Origin of the sequence: Stutzerimonas stutzeri, from assembly GCF_009789555.1 — a bacterium.
GTDB lineage: Bacteria > Pseudomonadota > Gammaproteobacteria > Pseudomonadales > Pseudomonadaceae > Stutzerimonas > Stutzerimonas stutzeri_R.
Map to the genome: position 1 here is coordinate 2048493 of NZ_CP046902.1, position 22857 is coordinate 2071349.

The following is a 22857-nucleotide window of genomic DNA, read 5'->3' on the forward strand; positions in this document are numbered from 1 at the left end:
ATGCGTTGGAAAACTGCCGCACTGCTGACCCTGGCCGTCCTGGCTGCCGGTTGCAGCAGCAATGACAAGAAAGAGCCCCAGCCCGCCGAACTGGTCAAGTTCGATGCCGAAATACAATTGAAGCAGGAGTGGAGTCGCTCGATCGGCAACGGTCAGGGCGAGACCTACAACCTGCTGACTCCCGTCGTCTATGGCAACGAAATCTTTGCCGCCGACGTCGAGGGGCTGGTGGTCGCGATGGATCGCACGACTGGCAAGGTCAATTGGAAGAACGACCTGGACGTGCCGATCTCCGGCGCCGTTGGCGCGGGCTATGGGTTGGTGCTGGTCGGCACGCTGCGCGGCGAAGTGCTGGCGCTGGATGTCTCGTCCGGTGAAGAGCGCTGGCGCAGCCAGGTCAGCAGCGAGGTGCTTTCCGCACCTGCGGTCAACGGCGACGTGGTCGTCGTTCAGACTCAGGATGATCGGGTCGTCGCGCTGGAAATCGATACCGGCAAGCAGCGCTGGAGCTACGAAAGTTCGCCTGCGGTTCTGACCCTGCGCGGTACCGGTGCACCTCTGCTGACCAACGAACTGGCGGTCGCCGGCCTCTCCAGCGGAAAGGTCGTGGCGCTGGATACCCGCCGTGGCCTGCCTGTCTGGGAGCAGCGCGTCGCTGTCCCGCAGGGTCGTTCCGAGCTCGAGCGCGTCGTCGACATCGACGGTGGGCTGCTGCTGTCGGGCGGCACTCTGTATGTCGCGACCTTCCAGGGTCGTGCAGCGGCGCTGGATTTGGAAACCGGACGTATTCTCTGGCAGCGCGATGCATCGACCTCGTCCGGCGTTGCGATGGGCTATGGCAGCGTCTATCTGAGCCAGGCCGACGGCTCGGTCGTCGGCATCGACGAGCGTTCGACCACGGTGCTCTGGACCAATGACGCACTGGCTCGTCGCGAACTGTCGACGCCGGCGGTGTTCTCCAGCTACGTGGTGGTTGGCGACAAGGAAGGTTATGTGCATCTGTTGAGCCAGGTCGATGGTCGTTTCGTGGCGCGTACCCGTATCGACAGCGACGGCGTCCGGGCGCGTCCGGTGGTCGAGGGCGATTGGTTGTACGTCTACGGTAACGGCGGGAAACTGGTTGCATTGACCATTCGCCAGGCGGACTGAGCCGCTAGGGTCATCTGTCTGCCGTTTCGCTTTTGCGGAACGCTATATTCGGCCGCTGCCTTGCAGCGGCCTTCGTGTTTTCTGAAATATCGCAGTGGAGAGCCGTATGGTTCCCGTAATCGCCCTGGTGGGCCGACCGAACGTTGGCAAATCCACCCTCTTTAACCGTCTGACCAAAAGCCGCGACGCCATTGTCGCGGAGTACGCCGGTCTGACCCGTGATCGCCAGTACGGCGAGGCCAAATGGCAGGGCCGTACCTACATCGTCATCGACACCGGCGGTCTGACTGGCGATGAACAGGGCATCGACGCCAAGATGGCCGAGCAGTCGCTGCAAGCGATGCAGGAAGCCGATGCCGTGATGTTCATGGTCGACGCGCGTGCCGGCATGACCCCAGGCGATCAGATGATCGCCGATCACCTGCGCAAGATGAACAAGCGTCACTTCCTGGTGGCGAACAAGGTCGACAGTATCGACCCGGATATCGCCCGAGCCGAGTTCAGCCCGTTGGGCCTGGGCGATGCATTGCCGATCGCTGCCGCCCATGGTCGCGGCATCAGCCATATGCTGGAACAGGCGCTCGGTGTGTTTCCCAAGGACAACGCCGAGGCAACCGAAACAGAAGGTGAAGCGCAAGAGGATGAGGTCGTTGCCGAAGGCCAGGAACTCAAACGCATTCCCGGGCCAAGTGAAAAGGATGGCATCAAGATCGCCATCATCGGTCGCCCCAACGTTGGCAAGTCGACGCTGGTCAACCGCATGCTGGGCGAAGAGCGGGTCATCGTCTATGACCAGGCCGGTACGACGCGCGACAGCATTTACATCCCGTTCGAACGCGATGACGAAAAGTACACCCTGATCGATACGGCGGGCGTGCGCCGGCGCGGCAAGATCTTCGAGGCGGTGGAAAAGTTTTCGGTGGTCAAGACGTTGCAGGCGATCCAGGACTCCAACGTCGTCATCTTCGTGATGGATGCGCGCGAAGGTGTCGTCGAACACGACCTGAACCTGCTCGGCTTCGTTCTCGAAAGCGGCCGGGCGCTGGTGATCGCACTGAACAAATGGGACGGCATGGAGCCGAGCGAGCGTGACTACGTGAAGACCGAGCTCGAGCGCCGACTGTTCTTCGTAGAATTCGCCGACATCCATTTCATCTCCGCCAAGCACGGCACCGGCGTCGGCAATCTGTACAAGTCCGTACAGGCGTCTTTCAAGTCCGCGGTGACCCGCTGGCCTACCAGTCGCCTGACGCAGATTCTCGAAGACGCGGTGCGTGAGCACGCGCCGCCGATGGTCGCCAGTCGTCGTATCAAGCTGCGCTATGCCCACCTGGGCGGCGCCAACCCGCCGCTGATCGTGATTCACGGCAACCAGGTCGACTCGATTCCGAAGTCCTACACGCGCTATCTGGAAAATACCTACCGGCGCGTACTGAAGTTGGTGGGTACGCCCATTCGAATCGAATACAAGGGCGGCGAAAACCCGTACGAGGGCAAGAAAAACACGCTCACCGATCGCCAGGTGAACAAGAAGCGTCGTCTCATGTCGCACCACAAGAAGGCCGAGAAGAAGCGCCGCGACAAGCGATAGTCTCACGTTGAACGTCGTAAGCCGGAGGTGCCCTTACGTCCGGCTTGTCACCTCCAGCTCCGAGTGAATCGATGATCACCAGCAAACTGCCCCATGTCGGCACCACCATCTTCACCACCATGTCGCAGCTGGCGGTTCAGACCGGCGCGCTGAACCTGTCGCAGGGCTTTCCCGACTTCGATGGGCCCGATGCGCTGCGCGAGGCGGTCGCCCGCCATGTGATGGCTGGCCACAACCAATATGCGCCGATGACCGGTCTGCCTGCGTTGCGCGAGCAGGTGGCGGCAAAGGTCGCATCACTTTACGGTCGACAAGCGAACGCGGACACCGAGATTACCGTCACGCCTGGCGCTACGCAGGCGATCTTCTGTGCGATTCACGCCGTCGTTCGGCCGGGAGACGAGGTCATCGTCTTCGATCCCTGCTATGACAGCTACGAGCCGGCGGTTCAGCTGGCAGGTGGCGTCTGTATCCATCAATCGCTGAGTCTTCCCGGTTTTTCCATCGACTGGCAGAAATTGGCCGATGCGCTCACGCCGCGCACCCGTATGATCGTGCTGAATACGCCGCACAATCCCAGCGGGGCGCTGATCGATTCGGCCGACCTGGACCGTCTGGCCGCGCTGATCCGTGACAAGGACATCTATCTGCTCAGCGACGAGGTGTATGAACATCTGGTGTTCGATGGCCGCGAGCACGCCAGCGTGCTGCGCCATGACGAGTTGTACCAGCGTGCGTTCGTCATCAGCTCGTTCGGCAAGACTTACCATGTCACCGGTTGGAAAACCGGCTATGTGGTGGCGCCAGCCGCGCTCAGCAGCGAACTGCGCAAGGTGCACCAGTACGTGAGTTTTACCGGTGTCACGCCTCTGCAGTGGGCGCTGGCCGACTTCATGTCGGCACACCCTGAGCACCTCAGCCAGTTGCCCGGTTTTTATCAGGCCAAGCGCGATCTGTTCTGCGATTTGCTGGCGGGCTCGCGGTTCAGCTTTACCCGCACGACGGGTACCTATTTCCAGCTGGCCGATTATTCGGCGATTCGACCGGACCTCGACGATGTCGCGATGGCCGAGTGGCTGACCCGAGAGCATGGCGTGGCGAGCATTCCGATATCGGTGTTCTATCAGACGCCTCCCGCCGCGTCGCGTCTGGTTCGCTTCTGCTTCGCCAAACGAGAGGAGACGCTGCGCCAGGCAGCTGAGCGACTATGCGCGATTTGAATGATTTGCCGGACCTCGAACTCGCCCTGATCCAGACCCGCCTCGTCTGGCAGGACGCCGCTGCCAACCGCGAGCGCTTCGTCGGCTTGCTCGACCAGGCCCGCGGGGCCGACCTCATCGTGCTGCCGGAAATGTTCACCACGGCGTTTTCGATGAATTCTGCCGAGCTGGCCGAACCTGAGCAGGGACCCACCTACGCCTGGCTGCGTGAGCAGGCGGCGCGCATGCAGGCGGTGATCACCGGCAGCGTGATCATTCAGGCAGCGGACGGCAGCCACCGCAACCGCCTGCTCTGGGCACGGCCGAACGGTGAAATTTCGCATTACGACAAGCGGCACCTGTTTCGCATGGCCGGAGAGCACAAGCACTACACGGCTGGGGCCAGTCGCGCACTGTTCGAGCTCAACGGCTGGCATGTACGGCCCTTGATTTGCTACGACCTGCGCTTCCCGGTCTGGAGTCGTGATCCGCACGACACCGATCTGCTGCTGTATACCGCCAACTGGCCCGCTGCACGCCGCAACGCCTGGAACCGCCTGCTGCCGGCACGCGCCATCGAAAACCTCTGCTATGTCGCGGCGGTGAATCGCGTTGGCGAGGATGGCAAGGGTTATCCCTACAGCGGTGACAGCCAGGTGCTCGATTATCTCGGCGATCCGTTGCTGGAGGCGGGCGGGGCCGATGGCGTCTTCCGGGCCACGCTACGCGGACGCGATCTGGCCGCATTCCGCGACAAGTTCCCGGCTTATCACGACGGCGACGCGTTCGAGCTGAAAGACTAGCCGAGGGTTGCGTGTCATCGCGGCGGCACGGCATCGTGCCGCCAGCGGACGATCAACCAGCCGTAGATCATGAGATTGGCGAGCACGACCACAGCCGCCAGCAGGTACTGCAGCGGCACGCTCAGCCAGCTCGGATAGATCAGTGGCAGCAGGTATTGCTCGACGAAGCTGGTTTCATAACCGGCGCCGCCCGCCAGGCGCCGCAGCGCATTCTCCCAATGAGTGAGCGGGCACAGGCGTCCGCTCAGTTCAACGAATATGCCCCACGCCACCGCAGGCAGGTGCAGCCATACGACGGCTCGCTTCCAGGCCACCAGCAGCCCGCCCAGCAACACGAAAACGATGAAGCCGAGATGCAGCACCAGCACCGCGTCGGCAGCGAGTCGATAGAGCATGATGGCTATCCTGCTGGGCCATGTCGCGAACGTCGGGTCATCTGTCGGTCCTGAATGCCAGCCAGCCAGGTGACCGAAAGCAGGGCGCCGAGCAGTGCCATGAACATGTCCGACTGCGTGTCCCATGGGTCGCCCTGGGTGCCGAGAAAGTCTTGCGCGCCCTGGCCGGCGATCAGCGCCACCCACCATTCAATCATTTCGTAAAAGGCACTGAAGGCCAGCGCGACGCAGAGCGCGAGGAATCCGAGCAGTTTTCCGGGCGCGACGAAGCCGCGCCCCAGCAGAATCTCACGGGCCAGCAATGCCGGAACGAGCCCCTGCATGAGGTGGCCGAGCTTGTCATAGGGATTGCGGCTGAGGTCGAGCCAGTCTTGTACCCAGAAACCCAGGGGTACACGGGCATAGGTGTAGGCGCCACCCAGAATGAGCACCAGCGCATGGACGGCAATCAGTACGTAGAGCAGCCGCGTGAGCGGAAAACGACGATAACCGAGCAGCAGGACAGGCGCTGCGATCAGCACCGGCGCGACCTCCAGCAGCCAGGTCGCGCGGTCGTAGGGGGCGATTCCCGAGGCGATCAGCGCCAGCAGGACCGCCAGGCCCAGGGTTGCGTAGAGCTTCTTGTCCTGCATCGGCAGTGCCTGTGATCGACTGGTATGGCGCCAGCATGCAGTGCCCGCATGGCGGCACGCAACATCGCCGAGGTGCTTTGTCTGCCATACCCCCGGCGCCTCGTCCAGGTGCTGCCGAACGGCGCGTTCAACCTTCGCCGGCGCGGGTCGCGGACGCCCGGGAAATGGATTTGGCACAGCGAGTCAGGTCCACCGCGCCCACGTAGCGATTGGCGTTGCCTTGTACGCAGGCGACACTCTGGTTGCGCCACCGCTCCCATTCGTTGACCGGATACTGACGATCCCAGATGCCGTACAGACGCCGGTCCTGTTTCGACAAGCGTAGTCCGTAGCGGTCGCTCATATACAGGTAGGTGCGTGCGATCGCGCCACGGCTGTACTCCGGTGGCATGGCGGTGCGTTGCTTGAAGTTCACCACGAAGGGACAGGCGCCGTACTGGCTGGGCTTCTCGCTGAGCATCCCGAAGCCATAGTTGCTGCGGTCGCCATTCACCTCTCCTACGACCGGGACGAGGTTGTGCAGGTCCGCTTCGGCCTTGCTGAACACCGGGTCGGTGGACGTGCAGTGCTTGCGCCCGCCCTGCTGCCAGCATTGGCGTTGATGGCCGATCACCCAGGCGGGGACGATGTGTTCCCATTCAACGCGGGCGGCACGCTTGGGCTGCTTGCGCGGAACGTAACCGCAACTGGCCAGATCGATCCGATTGCCCTCGAAGGCGCAGCCACAGTAGAAGTCCACCGGCCGCTCTGCGTAGATACGCCAGGCCACCTTCTTCGCTTCGCGAAACGTGCGTGGCGCTTCGGCCTGGACACTGGATGAAAAGAACAGGACGAGCAGGAACAGGCTGAAACGGCGCATGGATATCTCGACGACTGACTGAGAAATGCATCCATGCGGGGCGCGCTATGTTACTGATATTTCATGTATAAATGATATAAAAAACAAAGAGTTGAGTGGAATTTCACCCCGTGCCACGGCCCAGTCGATTGATCTTGAGCGAGGCGAGGATGATCACACCGCCTATGGCCAGCAGGAGCAGGTTGGTTTCGCTGCCCCAGAACAGCAGGTTGAGCACCAGGCCGACGGGTACCGCCATGTTGTTCATGACCGCCAGGGTGCCGGCATCCACCAGTGTGGCGCCTTTGTTCCAGCAGAACTGGCCCAACGCAGTCGCCAGCACACCCATCCAGACCAGCACTGCCCACTGGCTTGCACTGGTCGGCAGCTTGTCGCCATGCCCGAATAACAGCCAGGCGGGTAGGACGATAACCAGTGCGCCCAGGAAGAAATAACCGAAGCGCCTGTACAGTGGGATATCCGACGGGTAACGCCGCGCGAGGTGCTTGTAGCCCACTTGTCCGGCGGCGAAGGTGAAGTTGGCCAGTTGCATCAGCAGAAAGCCGCCGAGGAAGTCGCTGGAAATCCCGTCATAGCGGATCAGCCCGGCACCAAGTACGGCGACCGCTGCCGCTAACAATGCCCAAGGGTTGAAGCGACGGTTGAGCGCATCGTCGATCAGCGTCACGTGCAGCGGTGTGAGCACTGTGAACAGCAACACTTCGGCGACGGTCAGGACGTTGAAGCTCAGGTACAGGCAAAGGTAGGTCACGCCGAACTGCAACGCGCCGACCAGCGTCACGCCGGCAATGAAGCCCGGCGCGACGCCGCGCCAGCGAGTCAACGGGAGAAAGACCAGGCCGGCGAGGATCACCCGCGTGAGTACCGCGAAATAACTGTCGACCTGACCGGCCAGGTAAGCGCCGATCAGATTGAAGGAAAACGCCCAGAGCAGGGTGACGAAAATTAGGTAGCGCATACCGGCTCCTCAACAGAAGCCGGCGACCTTAACGGCTCGGCGGCAAAGAGGGAAGCGTCGAGTGCACCCCCGTCGGCTTGTGGCAGCGCAGCTGAAGTTTTATCGGTTATGCGGATTCATGCTTTTTGACCCGGTGCTCGTATTGTCGTCTCTCGTATTGTTATGGTTTGGCAAAAGGCATGTGGGTAAATATAGGGAGATTTTGGTGGATTATCATGATAGGGAGTATGTGTCTGCGGCTATTAACTATTTTTGGGGAAGCGGTACAGCTTCACCTGATTCGGTAAATGAGCGAGCTGCCGAAGTCGTTTATGGCGCAATTGTAGAGGCACAAGCATGCTCAGCATCCATGGATATTGTTCCGAGGCCGATTGGTGGCAAGCCAGGGCTGTCGTACATAGTCAAACAGATTGCACGGATTGGTAAAGGCGTGGTTTCAGGGGATACTGCTTTCTATCATGTCTGTAAGGTCAGTATAGGTGCTCGCTATAAGTTTGAAGTTGTCATGGCGCTCAATGGAATTTAACGATGCTTAAAATATTTTTTGCAATGCTGTTGGTGGTGTTTTCTTCATCGGCTTTCTCAAATGCTACTGTTGAGCTTGTCTACTCTGATCTCAGGTTTGATATTCCTGGTGACTTTTCATTGGTGGCTAATATTGGCGACAGTCAGAATGTATTGATATTTCGGTATGGAGATGAGCTGGGTAAAAGGTATCTGGCTTTTTCAGATATGTCGAATGACAAGACCATTGACTATGGTTGCCCTGTTGCAGTGTTCTTCGAAGGTGTTTTTTCAGGCCCTGTAAACCCTGGCTGTAACCAGCAGGATTTAAAGGTGATGCAGGACGTGTTTGTAAGAGACCGGCGGGTTGAAAGGTGGGATGTGGGCAGGTATTCGGTGATCTATTCAGATCTGAATAGAAAGTCTTATCTGTTCGTGATTGGTGGTGAGGAGAAGCTTTTGAGAATCGGGTCTGATTTCTTAAGCTATGATGCCCTGAAACGGATTGTTGAAGGCATATAGAGATATTTATTGTGAGCCAAGCTTGTGCGATAAGTTCGGATTGCTGTGCGTACGTGTGATCTGTTCAGTGCGTGCTCTTCTTCATTAATTGGAAGCTCATATGCGCAAGCTTGAAGCGCTTTCCCCCGTGAGGCATATGTCACGGGGGAAAGCTGCATCAGCAGTCTCAGCTGGCCTTGAGCGAGGCCATGTCGATGACGAAACGGTATTTCACATCGCTCCTGAGCATGCGCTCGTAGGCTTCGTTGATCGTCTGGATATCGATCATTTCGATGTCCGACACGATGCTGTGCTCGGCGCAGAAGTCCAGCATTTCCTGCGTCTCGGCGATGCCGCCGATCAGCGAGCCCGCCAGGCGGCGACGCTTGAAGATCAGCCCGAAGACGTTGGGCGATGGGTGGGGCGAAGCCGGCGCGCCGACCAGCGTCATGGTCGCGTCGCGCTTGAGCAACGACAGGAAGGCGTCGAGGTTGTGCGGGGCTGCGACGGTGTTGAGGATGAAGTCGAAGCTGTTCTGGTGGGCAGCCATTTCATCCGGGTTCTTCGAGACCACGACCTCGCTGGCGCCGAGGCGCAGCGCGTCTTCCTTCTTGTCCGGCGAGGTGGTGAAGAGCACTACCTGGGCGCCCATGGCGTTGGCGATCTTTACCGCCATGTGGCCGAGACCACCGAGGCCGACCACCCCGACTTTCTGTCCGGGACCGACCTTCCACTGGCGCAGCGGCGAGTAGGTTGTGATGCCGGCGCACAGCAGGGGTGCAACAGCGGCGAGATTTTCCTCTGCATGGGAGATGCGCAGCACGAACTTCCGATCGACCACGATGTTGTCCGAGTATCCGCCGAAGGTATTCTCGCCGCCGCCGAACGCCGGGCCGTTGTAGGTGCCGACAAAGCCGTTCTCGCAATATTGCTCAAGACCCTCATCGCAGGAAGGGCAGTGCTGGCAGCTGTCGACCAGGCAGCCAACGCCAGCGAGGTCGCCGACGTTGAAGTCGGTGACCGAATCGCCCACCGCCGTAACGCGCCCGACGATCTCGTGACCCGGAACCGAGGGGTACAGGGTATTGTTCCACTCATTGCGGGCGGTATGCAGATCCGAGTGACAGACGCCACAGTAGAGAATGTCGATCTGAACGTCGTTCGGTCCCACGGCACGGCGCGAGAATGAATAGGGCGCGAGCGGCGTGCTCGGGTCGAAAGCGGCATAACCGATGGTGTTGCTCATGGCGGCTCCTTGGACTGAATGTCTGATCAAGAGACATCAAGCCTAGTACCGATATCGGCAGAAGCGGTTGCACGATCCTGCCGATGAGTGATGCATTCGTGCTCGAATGCGCGCGGTTTGCCATGCCGCGACGCAACAGTACAGGGCACGGCGAGCCTGCGAAAAGAGGCTCGCCGGTCCCGCTCAGGCGGCTTTCGTCTCGGCTTCGCACAGCGCCCGGTTCAATGCGCTGAACAGCGCACGGATACTGGCGGTGGTGATGTTTTCATCGATGCCGATACCGTGCAGCGAGCGCCCGCCGTCCAGGCGCACCTCGATATAGGCCGCGGCCCTGGCATTGCTGCCGGCGCCGATCGAATGCTCGTAGTAGTCCATGATTTCCAGCTTGACCGGCAACCCGGCGACCAAGGCTTCCAGCGGGCCTTTGCCGATGCCGCGCCAGTGCATGATCTCACCGTCGCTGGCGACTTCCACGTCCACCGCACTGGTGCCGTTCTCTTCCTGCAAGCGATGGCTTTTCAGCGCATAGGGTGCGTTGGCATGAAGGTACTCGGCCTCGAGCAACGCGTAGATCTGCTTGGCGCTCATCTCCAGACCGAGGCGATCGGTCTCCTTCTGTACCACCTGGCTGAACTCGATCTGCATGCGCCGTGGCAGGCTGATGCCGTACTCCTGCTCCAGCAGATAGGTGATACCGCCTTTGCCGGACTGGCTGTTGACGCGAATCACCGCCTCGTAGCTACGTCCGATGTCGGCCGGGTCGATGGGCAGGTAGGGCACCTCCCAGATGCCCTCCGGATCTTGCTGAGCGAAGCCCTTGCGAATCGCATCCTGGTGCGAGCCGGAGAATGCGGTATGGACCAGATCGCCCACATAGGGATGCCGTGGATGCACCGGCAACTGGTTGCATTCCTCGACGACCTTGCGCACGGCGTCGATATCGGAGAAGTCCAGCTGCGGATCGACGCCCTGGCTGTACATGTTCAGGGCCACCGTAACCAGATCGACGTTTCCGGTGCGCTCGCCGTTGCCGAACAGGCAGCCTTCGACGCGATCGGCGCCGGCCATCAGGCCCAGCTCGGTGGCGGCGACGCCGGTGCCACGATCGTTGTGGGTGTGCAGGCTGATCAACACGCTGTCGCGCTTGTCGATGTGACGCCCGAAGTACTCGATCTGGTCGGCATAGATATTCGGCGTCGCGGCTTCGATGGTGGCCGGCAGGTTGAGGATCAGCTTCTGGGCCGGCGTCGGTTGGAACACCTCGATCACCGCATTGCATACCTGGACCGCGAAATCGGTCTCGGTGGAGCTGAAAACCTCGGGCGAATACTCGAAGCGCCAACGGGTTTCAGGCGCTGCGTCGGCCAGGCGTTTGACGGTCCGTGCGGCGTTGACGGCAATCTGCACCACCCCAGCCTTGTCCTGGTTGAAGACGATGCGGCGAAAGCTCGGTGCGGTGGCGTTGTAGTAGTGCACGATGGCTTGCCTGGCGCCCTTGAGCGACTCGAAGGTGCGCTCGATCAGGTCGTCGCGGGCCTGGGTCAGAACCTGGATGGTCACGTCATCCGGAATGTGGCCGCCCTCGATCAATTCGCGGACGAAGTCGAAGTCGGTCTGCGAGGCCGAGGGGAATCCGACCTCGATCTCCTTTACGCCGACCTGCACCAGCGTCTTGAAGAAACGCATCTTCTTTCCCGCATCCATTGGCTCGATCAGCGACTGGTTGCCGTCGCGCAGGTCGGAGCTCAGCCAGATGGGCGCGCGGGTGATCGTCTGTGACGGCCAGGTGCGGTCGGGCAGGTTGATGACCGGAAAAGCCCGATATTTTTTCGAAGGATCTTTGAGCATGGTCATGGCGTTTTCCTTGAGCGACTCTCCGAACGCTGTGCGCAGGGAGAAGAAACAGGGCGGATCAATAGAGTTGATGGTTCGAATTTAGTGGCTGGCGATGGTTCATTGCAATGGTTTGGTAAAAATTGGTGTTTAAATCCAAAAATACGGAATGTGGAAGCATGTTTCATCGCTCAAGCTGCGCTGGCGTGGGCTGGATTGCTGAACGGTTGCGGCCCCAGGTCGCACTCACCGCCAATAGCCGACCGTGCCATCATCCGCACCCATCGAGCGGACAGGGCTGACGTCCGCGTTGAGGGCGTTGCGTGATTCGTAAAACACACTTCACAGCAGGTCTCTGGCTTGGCCTTTTCGCCATGCTGATGATCCATGCCGGTCCGTTATATTCTGCCGTTCAAGCGGCCCGGGCGGCGAATGCACATCATCACCAGCATGCCGGACATGAGTCTGCCACCGCGCATGCCCACCATGGTCAGGGCATGGCCGGCGAGCCCGAATGGCTGGCGGCGCTGGAACTTTGCGGCTACTGCGAGCTGCTCACACTCAACCCACCGCTCACGCTTTCCGTCGCGCTGATCCTGCCTCGCCATGAACCGGCATATGTTCAACCGCTTCCCGAACAACCGCTGCCGCAGGCCTTGCGCCGCAGCAGTGGCCATCCTCGTGCGCCTCCGCATAACCACTGCTGACAATCCTTGGCCACCTCATCGTGGCCCTACATCATTTTGCAGAAGTGGATCTCTCTATGCCCATCAATTCTCGTGGCCGTGAGGCGCGCGCGCGCCTGTCCGAGCGCTTTTCGATTCAACCGTTGCGTTTACGCTGGCAATTCGCCCATGCGGCGCTGCTGGGAATGCTGGCCAGTGGCGCGCTGGCGGCTGAGGTTGACCATGCGGATCATGCGAGTACCGTCGAACTGGCGCCGATGGTCATCACCGGCGTTGGCCAGCAATCGCCGTTGACGGTGGTGACCGATCCGAAGATTCCGAGACAGCCGGTACCGGCCAGCGATGGCGCGGACTATCTGAAAACCATCCCGGGCTTCTCCGCCGTGCGCAACGGCGGCGTCAATGGCGATCCGGTGTTTCGGGGCATGTTCGGCTCGCGGCTGAAATTGCTCAGCAATGGCGGCGAAATGCTCGGCGCCTGCCCGAATCGTATGGATTCGCCAAGCTCGTACATCAGCCCTGATACGTTCGACAAGCTGACGGTCATCAAGGGGCCTCAAAGTGTGCTGTGGGGGCCGGGCGCTTCGGCTGCCACCGTACTGTTCGAGCGCGAGCCGGAGCAGTTCAGCGAACCTGACTACCGTATCAACGGGAGTCTGCTGGTCGGCTCCAATGGCCGCTTCGATCGCAATCTGGATGCCGCTGCCGGCAACGAACAGGCGTATGCACGGTTGATGGCCAATAGCTCGCGGGCCGACGACTACGATGACGGAAACGGAGATACCGTGCCGTCGCGCTACGCCAAATGGAACACGGACATCGCGCTGGGCTGGACGCCGGATGCCGACACGCTGGTCGAATTGACTGCCGGGCGCGGTGACGGCGAGGCGCGCTACGCCGGGCGTGGCATGGATGGCAGTCAGTTCCAGCGTGAAAGCCTGGGGCTGCGTTTGAACAAAACCAATATCGGCGAGACGTTCTACGGGCTGGAGGCGCAGCTGTACTACAACTACGCCGACCACATCATGGACAACTACAGCCTGCGCGACTTTGTCCCGACGCCGATGATGCCGATGCCCACTCTTTCGCACGTGGACCGTCGCACGCTTGGCGGGCGGCTGGTCGGGACCTGGCAATGGAGCGAGGTCGAATTGAAGGCGGGGGTCGATGCGCAGCGCAGCGAACATCGCAAGGTGATGAACCCGGCGGGAGCGGTCAATCAAATGGTCTCGGCGGCGGGAAGCAATGCGCTGCCGTGGGTGCCGGACGCCATGCTGCACAGCTATGGTCTGTTCGGCGAGCTGAGCTGGGATGTGACCGATACCCGGAAGGTCATCGGCGGTCTGCGCATCGACTGGCATGAGGCTGAGGATCGCCGCGAATTCTTCCGAAGCCATGACCTGTCGAGCATGCCCATGGTCTCGCGTGACTGGGACAACCCCAGCGCTGGCGAGACGCGGCGCGACACCTTGTACAGCGGCTTCCTGCGCTATGAAGAAGCACTCGTCAGCCTGCCGCTGACCTGGTACGCCGGTCTCGGTCATGCCGAGCGTTTCCCCGATTACTGGGAACTGTTCGTCTCCAACCCGGGGCCGCTGGGTTCCGTCCAGCCGTTCGAATCGGTCCGCCCTGAGAAGACCACGCAGCTCGATGTCGGGCTGCAGTACGCCGAGGGGCCATGGGAGGCCTGGGTGTCGGCTTACGCCGGAGTGGTCGAGGACTACATCCTGTTCAGCTACGTGCCTGGCGCGATGGCCAGCATGACGCGCGCCCAGGTCAGCAACATCGACGCGACGATCGCGGGCGCCGAGATGGGCGCGGGTTATCGCTTCACCGACCACTGGAAGGGTGATGCGAGCCTGGCCTACGCCTGGGGCGAAAACCGCAGTGACGGTGGTGCCATGCCGCAGATTCCTCCGCTCGAGGGGCGCCTCGGACTGACCTACGAACGTGACGACTGGAGCGCGAGCGGGCTCTGGCGCGTGGTTGCGGCGCAGCACCGGGTGGCGCAGCACCAGGGCACCGTGGTCGGCAAGGATTTCGACGACAGCGACGGGTTCGGTGTGCTGGCGCTCAACGGCGCGTATCGGCTCGACCAACACCTCAAGCTCAGTGCCGGTATCGACAACCTGCTGGACAAGCGCTACAGCGAACACCTCAATCTGGCTGGCAGTGCCGGGTTCGCCGATTACGGGCTCGATGCAACCCGGCGCGTCAACGAGCCCGGTCGAACCTACTGGGCACGGTTGGACATGAGCTTCTGAGTCTTCCGGACGATGGGGGAGCACGCGATGGCGCGGCTTCCCCGCATCACCCTCAGCTTTGCGGCGCGTGAGCTTCTTCGTGCCTGTCGGGGCGAGGCTGCTCGAGCATCGGTCGGCTGACCAACCGGTTGACCGAGCCGTAACCCTCGCGCATGTCCGCGCCACTTGGATGCTGGAAGACCCGCAGCCCGAATTCGGGCAGGATCGCGAGCAAGTGATCGAAAATGTCCGACTGGATGCTTTCGTACTTCACCCACTCCACTGTATTGGTGAAGCAGTAGATTTCCAGCGGCAATCCATCGGCCGTCGGGCTGAGTTGGCGCACCATCAGCGTCATGTCCTGATGGATATAGCGGTGGCTGCGCAGGTAGCGCTCGACATAGGCCCTGAAGCTGCCGATGTTGGTGATGCGCCGGGTATTGACCGGCTCCTTGCCGCGCTCTTCGAGCTTGGCGTTCCAGTCGTCGATCTCCCGACGTTTTTCCGTCAGGTAATCGTCCAGCAGGTTGAAACGGTGCAGATGCTCGCATTCTTCCGGGTTGAGGAAATGCACGCTCTGCTGGTCCAGATAGACGCTGCGCTTGATCCGCCGCCCGCCGCTTTCCTGCATGCCCCGCCAGTTCTTGAACGAGTCGCTGATGAAGCGTTTGGTCGGAATACTGGTGATGGTCTTGTCCCAGTTCTGCACCTTCACCGTATGCAGGGCGATGTCGATGACGTCGCCGTCGGCGTTGAGTTGCGGCACCTCGATCCAGTCGCCGACACGGATGATGTCGTTCGAGGAAATCTGCACGCTGGCCACCAGCGAGAGGATGGTGTCCTGGAAGATCAGCATCAGCACCGCCGCCATCGCACCGAGTCCTGAAAGCAGGATCAGCGGCGAGCGGTCGATCAGCGTGGCGATGATGAGGATGGTCGCAATGGCATAGACGACGATCTTGACCACCTGCAGGTAGCCCTTGATCGGATGGACACGTGCATCGGCTCGGCGCTGATAGAGCAGGTTGATGATGTCCAGCAAGGCGCCGATCGCCAGCGCAATGGTCAGCACGATGAAGCCGCCACAGACGTTGCGCACCACCGTGACGGCCGCCTCCGGGAGCCCCGGCACGGTAGTCACACCGATCGACAGCACCAGGGCGGGCACGATGTTCGACAGTCGGCGAATGATGCCGAAGTTCTGCAGTTCGGCCGCGCGCGAATTGCGCAGCACCTTGTACAGGCCCCGCACCAGGATGCGCTTGACCACCCAATTGGCGAGCCAGGCCGCGACAATCAGCGTCGCGCTGGCCACCAGCGTCTGTAGCTCTGGGTGAGCCCTGAGCCAGTCCAGCCAGACGCTCAGTTCTTCTTGCATGAATCGGCTCCTTCAGATGAGCGGTTGCGGCGGTGGGGCGTGTTCAGCGGATGAACTCACGGCTGATGGAGCGAAAGCGCTCTGTGCCGGCCTGTTCCATCCATTCGAATGCGACCATTTCTCGGGAAACGATGCTGGCACCGGCCTGCTGCATACGCGCCAGGCCCAGCGCCTTGTCGCTGGCGCGGCGTGAGCCGACGGCCTCGTCCACCACGAAGACTTGGAGCCCGCGCGCGCGCAGATCGAGCACCGTCTGCAAGACGCAGACATGGGTTTCCGCGCCGCACACGACGAACTGCCGACGTTCGCCGCCGGGGCGCTTGAACAGCTCACCGTCACGCGCGGCGGAAAAGTGCAGTTTTTCGATGATCGACCCTTCGTCAATGCCGTCCCGCAGCGCTGCGATGGTCGGGCCCAGTCCTTTGCTGTATTGCTCGGTAAGCAGTACCGGAACGTCGAGGCGCTGGGCGACCTGCATCAGCCAGGCAGTGTGCTCGGCCATCGCCGTGTTGCCCTCGATGATGGGAAACAGCCGCTCCTGGATATCGATGACGATCAGCGTGGAGTCCTGTGCCTTGATGAGCATGTCGTATTCCTCGATAAACAGAATCAGGGTTTGAACGCACCGATGAAGATCGATGGATCCACGCGTGTATCGTTGAGGCTGATGTTCCAATGCAGGTGCGGGCCGGTCGATCGGCCGGTCGAGCCGACCTTGCCCAGCACGGCGCCGCGAGGCAGCTCATCGCCCACCTTCACGCCGATCTGTGAAAGGTGACAGAACATGCTTATCAGGCCCTGGCCATGGTCGACGAACACGGTGTTGCCATTGAAAAAGTAATTTCCGGTGAGGATCACCTTGCCGGCGGCGGGCGACTTGACCGGCGTACCGGCCGGGACGGCGAAGTCCAGGCCAGAGTGCGGATTGCGCTCCTCGCCGTTGAAAAAACGGCGCAATCCGAAAGGCGACGAGAGCGCGCCATCGACCGGCTTGTCGAACAACAGATTGCTCGGCTGTCGTGCGCTGAACTGCCGGTAGGCGCGGGTCTGCTCGTCCAACTCTCGCTGAACACGTTCGAGATCGGCAGGGTTGGGATTGACCTGCCGGGTATTCTTGAGCGTGATGTGCTGCGCGCGGTAATCCCTGCCGCCGACCTGAAAGGCGTGGGCCTCGCCGTCCACGTCCAACTGCTGCCGGCCGGGTTTAACGCTCAGCGGCACCCCCACGATGGCGATCCAGCGTTGACCGTCTTCGCGTACCACCAGCACCGGTTTACCGTCATAGCGCACGCGGGGCGCATCGGCATCGTTGCCGAGATCGACCACTGCCACGCCGCCGGGCACGGGCTTGTTCAATAGACGGGTCAGGAAGCCTTCGGCCTGGACGGGGAGGGCGAAACACAGCAGTAGAACCAAGGCAAAACGCATGTTGACTCCAGTCATGAAGGGGCCTGCCGGCGCGCTAATCCAGCAGCGATAACGTCACCGGCGTCTGATGATTGTCCTCGACGCGCACGTCCAGTTCGCCTTCTCCCAGGCGAGCCTTCAGTCGCTGGCCCGGTTGGGTCTGGCCCGCGCTGCGAATCGCCTGCCCTCGCTCGTCCAGCAGGATGCTGTAGCCACGTGACAGGGTCGCCAGCGGACTTACCACGTTAAGGGTCTGGACCAGCCCGTGCAGTTGCTGGCGGCGGCTTTTCAAGGCGTCCTGCATGGCGCGGGGCATGCGCCCGGTCAGGTGTTCCAGGCGGTGACGCAACAACTGCAGGGTTCGGCCCGGGTGCTGGGCGGCAAGACGGGTATCGAGCCGAGCGAGGCGCTCCTGGCCGGCACACAGCCGGCGATCGATACCCCGCAAGAGCCGCTGTTCCAGGTCATCGATACGCTGGGCCTGCTGTTGCAGCCGCTCGCCGGGATGGCGCAGGCGTCGCGCCAGGCCTTCAAGCTGAGCGCCGTTGCGATGCAGGCGATCACGCATCCGCAGCAACAGGCGTTGTCGTAGACCCTCGAGCCTTCGGCGCAGGTCCTCGCTGCTGGGTGCCAACAGTTCGGCGGCGGCCGAAGGAGTCGGCGCGCGGACATCCGCTGCGAAGTCGGCGATGGAGACGTCCGTCTCGTGCCCGACCGCGCAGACGATCGGCGTCACGCACGCTGCTACGGCCCGCGCGACGGGCTCCTCGTTGAAACACCAAAGGTCTTCCAGCGAGCCGCCGCCGCGCGCCAGGATCAGCGCGTCGAACCCGCCGCGATCCGCCCGTTCGAGCGCGCGGACGATTTGCGCAGTCGCTTCGCGGCCCTGCACCGGCGTCGGCACCAGGGTCAGGGCGACGTGCGGGGCACGGCGGCGGAACACCGAAATGATGTCGCGGATCACCGCGCCGGTGGGCGAGCTGACAATGCCGATGCGCCGTGGATGAGCGGGCAGGGCGCGCTTGCCGGCGGCATCGAACAGCCCCTCGGCGTCGAGTTTGTCCTTCAATGCCTCGAACGCCAGGCGCAGCGAGCCATCGCCGGCCGGCTCGACATTGTCGAGGATCAATTGATAGTCGCCGCGCCCCTCGAACAACGACACCCGCCCGCGTACCTTCACCGCCAGGCCGTCACGCAATGCCTGGCGCACGCGCAGCGCATTCTGCCGGAACAGCGCACAGCGGACCTGGGCGTTCTTGTCCTTCAAGGTGAAATAGACGTGGCCGGAGGCGGGCTTGGCCAGGTTGGAAATCTCGCCCTCCACCCATACCTGGGCGAACACGTCCTCGAGCAACAGGCGTGCCCGACCGTTGAGCTGGCTGACGGTCAGCACTTCGCGGTCGAGGTTCAGGCGTTGGAAGGGATCTGTGTGCATGCCGCGATGATACGGCAAGACGCGTGACGCTTCACCCGCACCCGTCGAGGATGGGTAAACGGCTCGGCGGGTTCGGCTTGACCTCGGCCGGCTGCCGATTAAGCTGCGCGCTTTCCTTCAGACGTAGCGTTCATGAGCGACCAGCAATTCATCATCGTGCCGAAGATTTCCAGCTATCCGGGAGCGCAGGCCAGGGCGCGGGTCATCCAGCGCTGGCTCGTCGAGCGTGGCGTCATCGAGCCACAGCTATCGGCCTGCGGATCGGCGCCCGGCCGCCTGGCCTATGGCATCGGCTCACGGGCCGCCGAGGTGCTGGAGCCTGCCGGTGCGGCCCTGTTGCCGTACACGTCGGCGCGCAGCGGAATGGAGATCATCACCGACCGGTGCATCTATACGCCCATGCGGGGCTTTGAAGGGCGAGCGCACTGCCCCGAGTGCCGCCAGCAGATCGGCGAAGTGCTGCTGGAGCATCTGGAGGCGTGGATGCCGGCCGAAACGGAAAACTTCATCTGCCCGGAGTGCGGACACGAGGATGACATCAACGGCTTTCCCTTCAGCCAGCCCTGCGCGTTCTCAGACCTGGGGTTCATCTTCAACAATTGGCCGGGCCGGTATTTCCGTCGGTCCTTCCTCGAGGAGTTCAGCGAACGCCTGGGTTATCCGCTGGCGTTGGTGGACGTGGCGTACTAGCGCACGACGCTGTTCATTGGCGCCGTGGCAACGCATTGTTTGATTGAGCCGTGCGTCCGCGCTCGGTATAATGCCGCGCTTCCTTTTTCCCGCCTGGGAGCCCCCGCCATGCTGCGTATCAGCCAAGAAGCCCTGACGTTCGATGATGTTCTCCTGATCCCGGGTTATTCCGAGGTCTTGCCGAAGGATGTCAGCCTCAAGACCCGCCTGACCCGCGAAATCGAGCTGAACATTCCCCTTGTTTCGGCAGCGATGGACACCGTCACCGAAGCCCGCCTGGCCATCGCCATGGCGCAGGAAGGCGGCATCGGCATCATTCACAAGAACATGAACGTCGAGCAGCAGGCTGCCGAGGTGCGCAAGGTCAAGCGCCACGAAACGGCGATCGTTCACGATCCGGCCACCGTGACGCCCGAAACCAAGATCAGCGAACTGCTGCGCAAGGCGCGCGAGCTGGGTTTCTCTGGCTTCCCCGTGGTATCGGGAAAAGAACTGGTGGGTATCGTCACCGGGCGCGACCTGCGCTTCACGCCGAACGTCGGTGATTCCGTCGCCGCGATCATGACCCCCAAGGAAAAACTGATCACCGTTCAGGAAGGCACCGGCCTCGAAGAAATCAAAACCAAACTCTACGAGCACCGCATCGAGAAGATGCTGGTAGTCGACAGCAATTTCCACCTGCGCGGCCTGGTCACTTTCCGTGACATCGAAAAAGCCAAGACCTATCCGCTGGCATCCAAGGATGACCAGGGCCGCCTGCGTGTGGGTGCCGCCGTCGGCACCGGCGCCGACACCGCCGAGCGCGTCGAGGCGCTGGCCGCGGCCGGTGTCGACGTGATCGTGGTCGATACCGCGCATGGTCACTCGCGCGGTGTGCTCGATCGCGTGCGCTGGGTGAAAGAAAACTTCCCCCAAGTGCAGGTCATCGGCGGCAACATCGCCACCGCTGAAGCCGCGCTGGATCTGGTCAAGGCGGGTGCTGACGCCGTCAAGGTCGGCATCGGTCCGGGCTCGATCTGCACCACGCGAATCGTCGCCGGTGTCGGCGTTCCGCAGATTTCCGCCATTGCCAATGTCTCAGCCGCGCTGGAAGGCACGGGCGTGCCGATGATCGCCGACGGTGGCATCCGTTTCTCCGGCGACCTGTCCAAAGCCATCGTCGCCGGCGCCAATGCCGTGATGATGGGCTCGATGTTCGCGGGCACCGAAGAAGCGCCAGGCGAGATTGAGCTGTTCCAGGGCCGTTCCTACAAGGCCTATCGCGGCATGGGATCGCTGGGCGCGATGTCCCAGGCGCAGGGCTCCTCGGATCGTTACTTCCAGGATTCGTCGGCGGGTGCCGAGAAGCTGGTGCCCGAGGGCATCGAAGGGCGTGTGCCGTACAAGGGTTCGCTGGCGGCGATCATCCACCAGCTGATGGGCGGCTTGCGTGCCTCCATGGGCTACACCGGCAGCGCCACGATCGATCATATGCGCACCCACCCGCAGTTCGTGCGCATTACCGGCGCGGGCATGGCCGAGTCCCATGTGCATGATGTGCAGATCACCAAAGAGGCGCCGAACTACCGGGTCGGTTGACCTCGCCTCGACCAACAGGCGCTGGGAGCTGGAAGCTGGACGCTGGAAGTCACGACTTCTGGCCTCTGCTTCCAGCTTCTGGCTTTGCGCTTCACGCTTTTTCCGAAGGAAAGCCTCATGTCCCCCCATCAAGACATTCACGCTCACCGCATCCTGATCCTGGATTTCGGTTCGCAGTACACCCAGCTGATCGCCCGGCGAGTCCGCGAGATTGGCGTCTATTGTGAACTGCACCCGTTCGACATGAGCGACGAGGACATCCGCGCCTTCAATCCGCGCGGCATCATTCTCGCCGGCGGACCGGAGTCGGTGCATGCCGAAGGCAGCCCGCGGGCCCCGCAGGCAGTGTTCGACCTGGGTGTGCCGCTGTTCGGCATCTGCTATGGCATGCAGACCATATCGGAGCAGCTCGGTGGCAAGGTGCAGGGTTCCGATGAGCGCGAGTTCGGCTATGCGCGTGTCGATCTGGTCGGCAAGTCGAAGCTGTTCGACGGGATCGAAGACCATATGGACGACGACGGCGTGTTTGGCCTGGACGTCTGGATGAGCCACGGCGACAAGGTGACCACGCTCCCGCAGGGCTTCCATATCCTCGCCAGCACCCCGAGCTGCCCGATCGCCGCGATGGGCGATGATGATCGCCGCTACTACGGCGTGCAGTTCCACCCGGAAGTGACCCACACCCGTCAGGGCGGTCGCATCCTGTCGCGCTTCCTGCTGGAAATCTGCGGCTGCGAAGCGCTGTGGACACCCTCGAACATCGTCGACGATCTGGTGGAGCAGGTGCGCGCGCAGGTCGGTTCGGCCAACGTGCTGCTGGGCTTGTCCGGTGGTGTCGATTCCTCGGTGGTTGCGGCGCTGCTGCACAAGGCCATCGGCGACCAACTGACCTGTGTGTTCGTCGACAACGGCCTGCTGCGCCTGCACGAAGGCGATCAGGTGATGGCAATGTTCGCCGAAAACATGGGCGTCAAGGTCATCCGCGCCGACGCCGAAGCGCAATTCCTGGATAATCTCGCGGGCGAAGCCGATCCGGAGAAGAAGCGCAAGATCATCGGACGTACCTTCATCGACGTGTTCGACGCGCAGGCCAGCAAGCTCGATAACATCCAGTTTCTCGCCCAGGGCACCATCTACCCGGATGTCATCGAGTCGGCCGGCGCCAAGAGCGGCAAGGCGCATGTGATCAAGTCGCACCACAACGTCGGTGGTCTGCCGGAGGAAATGAACCTCAAGCTGGTCGAGCCGCTGCGCGAGCTGTTCAAGGACGAGGTCCGCAAGATCGGTCTGGAACTGGGCCTGCCCTACGACATGGTCTATCGCCATCCATTCCCGGGCCCGGGACTGGGCGTGCGCATCCTCGGCGAAGTGAAAAAGGAATACGCGGACCTGTTGCGCCGCGCTGACCACATCTTCATCCAGGAACTGCGCAACTTCGACTGGTACCACAAGACCAGCCAGGCGTTCGTGGTCTTCCAGCCGGTCAAGTCGGTCGGTGTGGTCGGGGACGGCCGTCGCTACGCCTGGGTCGTCGCGCTGCGCGCGGTGGAAACCATCGACTTCATGACCGCACGCTGGGCGCATCTGCCCTACGAGCTGCTGGAAAAGGTCTCGAATCGCATCATCAACGAAATCGAAGGCATTTCGCGCGTGACCTACGACGTGTCGAGCAAGCCCCCAGCGACCATCGAGTGGGAGTGAAATCAGGTCCTTCGAGGACTATCGGTACCTATCGATATGATGCCGTAACGTGTTGATTTATAAGTAAAT

Annotated in this window: 21 protein-coding genes; 11 read left to right on the plus strand and 10 right to left on the minus strand. The window is 61.8% G+C overall.

From position 1 onward, the window contains the following. The 4 genes from bamB to GQA94_RS09600 all read left to right on the plus strand — a co-directional run bounded on the left by bamB (position 1) and on the right by GQA94_RS09600 (position 4742). Positions 1–1149: an outer membrane protein assembly factor BamB gene (gene bamB / locus GQA94_RS09585; protein WP_158187795.1), complete on the plus strand. Its 1149-nt coding sequence runs from the start codon at positions 1–3 to the stop codon at positions 1147–1149. A 106-nt stretch (positions 1150–1255) separates the two neighbouring features. Further along, positions 1256–2740 (plus strand): ribosome biogenesis GTPase Der, encoded by a 1485-nt coding sequence (gene der, locus GQA94_RS09590; RefSeq protein WP_158187796.1) that lies wholly within the window; start codon positions 1256–1258, stop codon positions 2738–2740. Between the two features lie 71 nt (positions 2741–2811). Continuing rightward, a complete protein-coding gene (locus GQA94_RS09595; RefSeq protein ID WP_158187797.1) occupies positions 2812–3960 on the plus strand; it encodes a pyridoxal phosphate-dependent aminotransferase in 1149 nt (382 codons plus the stop codon). After that, positions 3948–4742, plus strand: coding sequence for an amidohydrolase (locus GQA94_RS09600; protein WP_158187798.1), 795 nt, complete (start codon positions 3948–3950; stop codon positions 4740–4742). The genes GQA94_RS09595 and GQA94_RS09600 overlap by 13 nt, the downstream gene beginning before the upstream one ends. A gap of 14 nt (positions 4743–4756) precedes the next feature. On the opposite strand, the gene GQA94_RS09605 is transcribed toward GQA94_RS09600, so the two are convergent. From GQA94_RS09605 to GQA94_RS09620, 4 genes are all read right to left on the minus strand, one after another. Continuing rightward, positions 4757–5137 (minus strand): DUF2784 domain-containing protein, encoded by a 381-nt coding sequence (locus tag GQA94_RS09605; RefSeq protein ID WP_158187799.1) that lies wholly within the window; start codon positions 5135–5137, stop codon positions 4757–4759. 5 nt (positions 5138–5142) lie between these two features. Then, a complete protein-coding gene (locus GQA94_RS09610; protein ID WP_158187800.1) occupies positions 5143–5769 on the minus strand; it encodes a DUF2238 domain-containing protein in 627 nt (208 codons plus the stop codon). Positions 5770–5896: 127 nt separating this feature from the next. Then, complete coding sequence (locus GQA94_RS09615) at positions 5897–6628, minus strand: endonuclease (protein WP_158187801.1); 732 nt, start codon at positions 6626–6628, stop codon at positions 5897–5899. A gap of 103 nt (positions 6629–6731) precedes the next feature. After that, a complete protein-coding gene (locus GQA94_RS09620; RefSeq protein WP_158187802.1) occupies positions 6732–7586 on the minus strand; it encodes a carboxylate/amino acid/amine transporter in 855 nt (284 codons plus the stop codon). Positions 7587–7791: 205 nt separating this feature from the next. On the opposite strand from GQA94_RS09620, the gene GQA94_RS09625 reads away from it, so the two are divergent. Beyond that, positions 7792–8112 carry a hypothetical protein gene (locus tag GQA94_RS09625; protein WP_158187803.1) on the plus strand — a complete coding sequence of 107 codons (321 nt, stop codon included), beginning with the start codon at positions 7792–7794 and terminating at the stop codon, positions 8110–8112. Positions 8113–8114: 2 nt separating this feature from the next. Then, positions 8115–8612 carry a hypothetical protein gene (locus GQA94_RS09630; RefSeq protein ID WP_158187804.1) on the plus strand — a complete coding sequence of 166 codons (498 nt, stop codon included), beginning with the start codon at positions 8115–8117 and terminating at the stop codon, positions 8610–8612. Between the two features lie 166 nt (positions 8613–8778). Here GQA94_RS09630 and GQA94_RS09635 read toward each other — a convergent pair whose 3' ends face one another. Then, positions 8779–9837 carry an NAD(P)-dependent alcohol dehydrogenase gene (locus GQA94_RS09635; RefSeq protein ID WP_158187805.1) on the minus strand — a complete coding sequence of 353 codons (1059 nt, stop codon included), beginning with the start codon at positions 9835–9837 and terminating at the stop codon, positions 8779–8781. A 183-nt stretch (positions 9838–10020) separates the two neighbouring features. After that, positions 10021–11691: a 2-isopropylmalate synthase gene (gene leuA, locus GQA94_RS09640; RefSeq protein ID WP_158187806.1), complete on the minus strand. Its 1671-nt coding sequence runs from the start codon at positions 11689–11691 to the stop codon at positions 10021–10023. 353 nt (positions 11692–12044) lie between these two features. Between leuA and GQA94_RS09645 the strand changes: the two genes are divergently transcribed. Next, positions 12045–12377: a DUF2946 family protein gene (locus GQA94_RS09645; RefSeq protein WP_158190072.1), complete on the plus strand. Its 333-nt coding sequence runs from the start codon at positions 12045–12047 to the stop codon at positions 12375–12377. A gap of 56 nt (positions 12378–12433) precedes the next feature. Beyond that, positions 12434–14620, plus strand: a complete 2187-nt coding sequence (locus tag GQA94_RS09650) for a TonB-dependent copper receptor (protein WP_158187807.1) — start codon at positions 12434–12436, stop codon at positions 14618–14620. A gap of 52 nt (positions 14621–14672) precedes the next feature. Here the strand turns inward: GQA94_RS09650 and GQA94_RS09655 are convergent, their stop codons facing one another. Genes GQA94_RS09655 through xseA form a run of 4 tightly spaced genes read right to left on the minus strand, consistent with a single transcriptional unit; the run spans position 14673 to position 18819 of the window. Beyond that, complete coding sequence (locus GQA94_RS09655; protein WP_158187808.1) at positions 14673–15977, minus strand: mechanosensitive ion channel family protein; 1305 nt, start codon at positions 15975–15977, stop codon at positions 14673–14675. A 43-nt stretch (positions 15978–16020) separates the two neighbouring features. Next, positions 16021–16563, minus strand: a complete 543-nt coding sequence (locus GQA94_RS09660; RefSeq protein ID WP_158187809.1) for a hydrolase — start codon at positions 16561–16563, stop codon at positions 16021–16023. 23 nt (positions 16564–16586) lie between these two features. Beyond that, complete coding sequence (locus tag GQA94_RS09665) at positions 16587–17405, minus strand: M23 family metallopeptidase (RefSeq protein WP_158187810.1); 819 nt, start codon at positions 17403–17405, stop codon at positions 16587–16589. Positions 17406–17439: 34 nt separating this feature from the next. Beyond that, entirely contained in the window at positions 17440–18819 is a 1380-nt protein-coding gene (xseA, locus tag GQA94_RS09670) for an exodeoxyribonuclease VII large subunit (protein ID WP_158187811.1), read from the minus strand. A gap of 132 nt (positions 18820–18951) precedes the next feature. Here xseA and GQA94_RS09675 point away from each other — a divergent pair, with 132 nt between their 5' ends. The 3 genes from GQA94_RS09675 (at position 18952) to guaA (ending at position 22788) form a co-directional block, all read left to right on the plus strand. Continuing rightward, a complete protein-coding gene (locus tag GQA94_RS09675; protein ID WP_158187812.1) occupies positions 18952–19509 on the plus strand; it encodes a sugar ABC transporter ATPase in 558 nt (185 codons plus the stop codon). Positions 19510–19617: 108 nt separating this feature from the next. After that, positions 19618–21087, plus strand: a complete 1470-nt coding sequence (gene guaB / locus GQA94_RS09680) for an IMP dehydrogenase (protein WP_158187813.1) — start codon at positions 19618–19620, stop codon at positions 21085–21087. Positions 21088–21204: 117 nt separating this feature from the next. After that, on the plus strand, positions 21205–22788 hold the full coding sequence (gene guaA, locus GQA94_RS09685) for a glutamine-hydrolyzing GMP synthase (RefSeq protein WP_158187814.1): 1584 nt from the start codon (positions 21205–21207) through the stop codon (positions 22786–22788). Positions 22789–22857: the final 69 nt, after the last annotated feature.

Coding starts and splice junctions, on each gene's coding strand:
- leuA (WP_158187806.1), bottom strand. CDS start 11,691: ATGACCATGCTCAAAGATCCTTCGAAAAAATATCGGGCTTTTCCGGTC.
- GQA94_RS09620 (WP_158187802.1), bottom strand. CDS start 7,586: ATGCGCTACCTAATTTTCGTCACCCTGCTCTGGGCGTTTTCCTTCAAT.
- GQA94_RS09635 (WP_158187805.1), bottom strand. CDS start 9,837: ATGAGCAACACCATCGGTTATGCCGCTTTCGACCCGAGCACGCCGCTC.
- GQA94_RS09615 (WP_158187801.1), bottom strand. CDS start 6,628: ATGCGCCGTTTCAGCCTGTTCCTGCTCGTCCTGTTCTTTTCATCCAGT.
- GQA94_RS09605 (WP_158187799.1), bottom strand. CDS start 5,137: ATGCTCTATCGACTCGCTGCCGACGCGGTGCTGGTGCTGCATCTCGGC.
- GQA94_RS09595 (WP_158187797.1), top strand. CDS start 2,812: ATGATCACCAGCAAACTGCCCCATGTCGGCACCACCATCTTCACCACC.
- bamB (WP_158187795.1), top strand. CDS start 1: ATGCGTTGGAAAACTGCCGCACTGCTGACCCTGGCCGTCCTGGCTGCC.
- GQA94_RS09650 (WP_158187807.1), top strand. CDS start 12,434: ATGCCCATCAATTCTCGTGGCCGTGAGGCGCGCGCGCGCCTGTCCGAG.
- GQA94_RS09665 (WP_158187810.1), bottom strand. CDS start 17,405: ATGCGTTTTGCCTTGGTTCTACTGCTGTGTTTCGCCCTCCCCGTCCAG.
- GQA94_RS09600 (WP_158187798.1), top strand. CDS start 3,948: ATGCGCGATTTGAATGATTTGCCGGACCTCGAACTCGCCCTGATCCAG.
- GQA94_RS09660 (WP_158187809.1), bottom strand. CDS start 16,563: ATGCTCATCAAGGCACAGGACTCCACGCTGATCGTCATCGATATCCAG.
- GQA94_RS09675 (WP_158187812.1), top strand. CDS start 18,952: ATGAGCGACCAGCAATTCATCATCGTGCCGAAGATTTCCAGCTATCCG.
- guaA (WP_158187814.1), top strand. CDS start 21,205: ATGTCCCCCCATCAAGACATTCACGCTCACCGCATCCTGATCCTGGAT.
- GQA94_RS09655 (WP_158187808.1), bottom strand. CDS start 15,977: ATGCAAGAAGAACTGAGCGTCTGGCTGGACTGGCTCAGGGCTCACCCA.
- GQA94_RS09610 (WP_158187800.1), bottom strand. CDS start 5,769: ATGCAGGACAAGAAGCTCTACGCAACCCTGGGCCTGGCGGTCCTGCTG.
- der (WP_158187796.1), top strand. CDS start 1,256: ATGGTTCCCGTAATCGCCCTGGTGGGCCGACCGAACGTTGGCAAATCC.
- guaB (WP_158187813.1), top strand. CDS start 19,618: ATGCTGCGTATCAGCCAAGAAGCCCTGACGTTCGATGATGTTCTCCTG.
- GQA94_RS09630 (WP_158187804.1), top strand. CDS start 8,115: ATGCTTAAAATATTTTTTGCAATGCTGTTGGTGGTGTTTTCTTCATCG.
- xseA (WP_158187811.1), bottom strand. CDS start 18,819: ATGCACACAGATCCCTTCCAACGCCTGAACCTCGACCGCGAAGTGCTG.
- GQA94_RS09645 (WP_158190072.1), top strand. CDS start 12,045: ATGCTGATGATCCATGCCGGTCCGTTATATTCTGCCGTTCAAGCGGCC.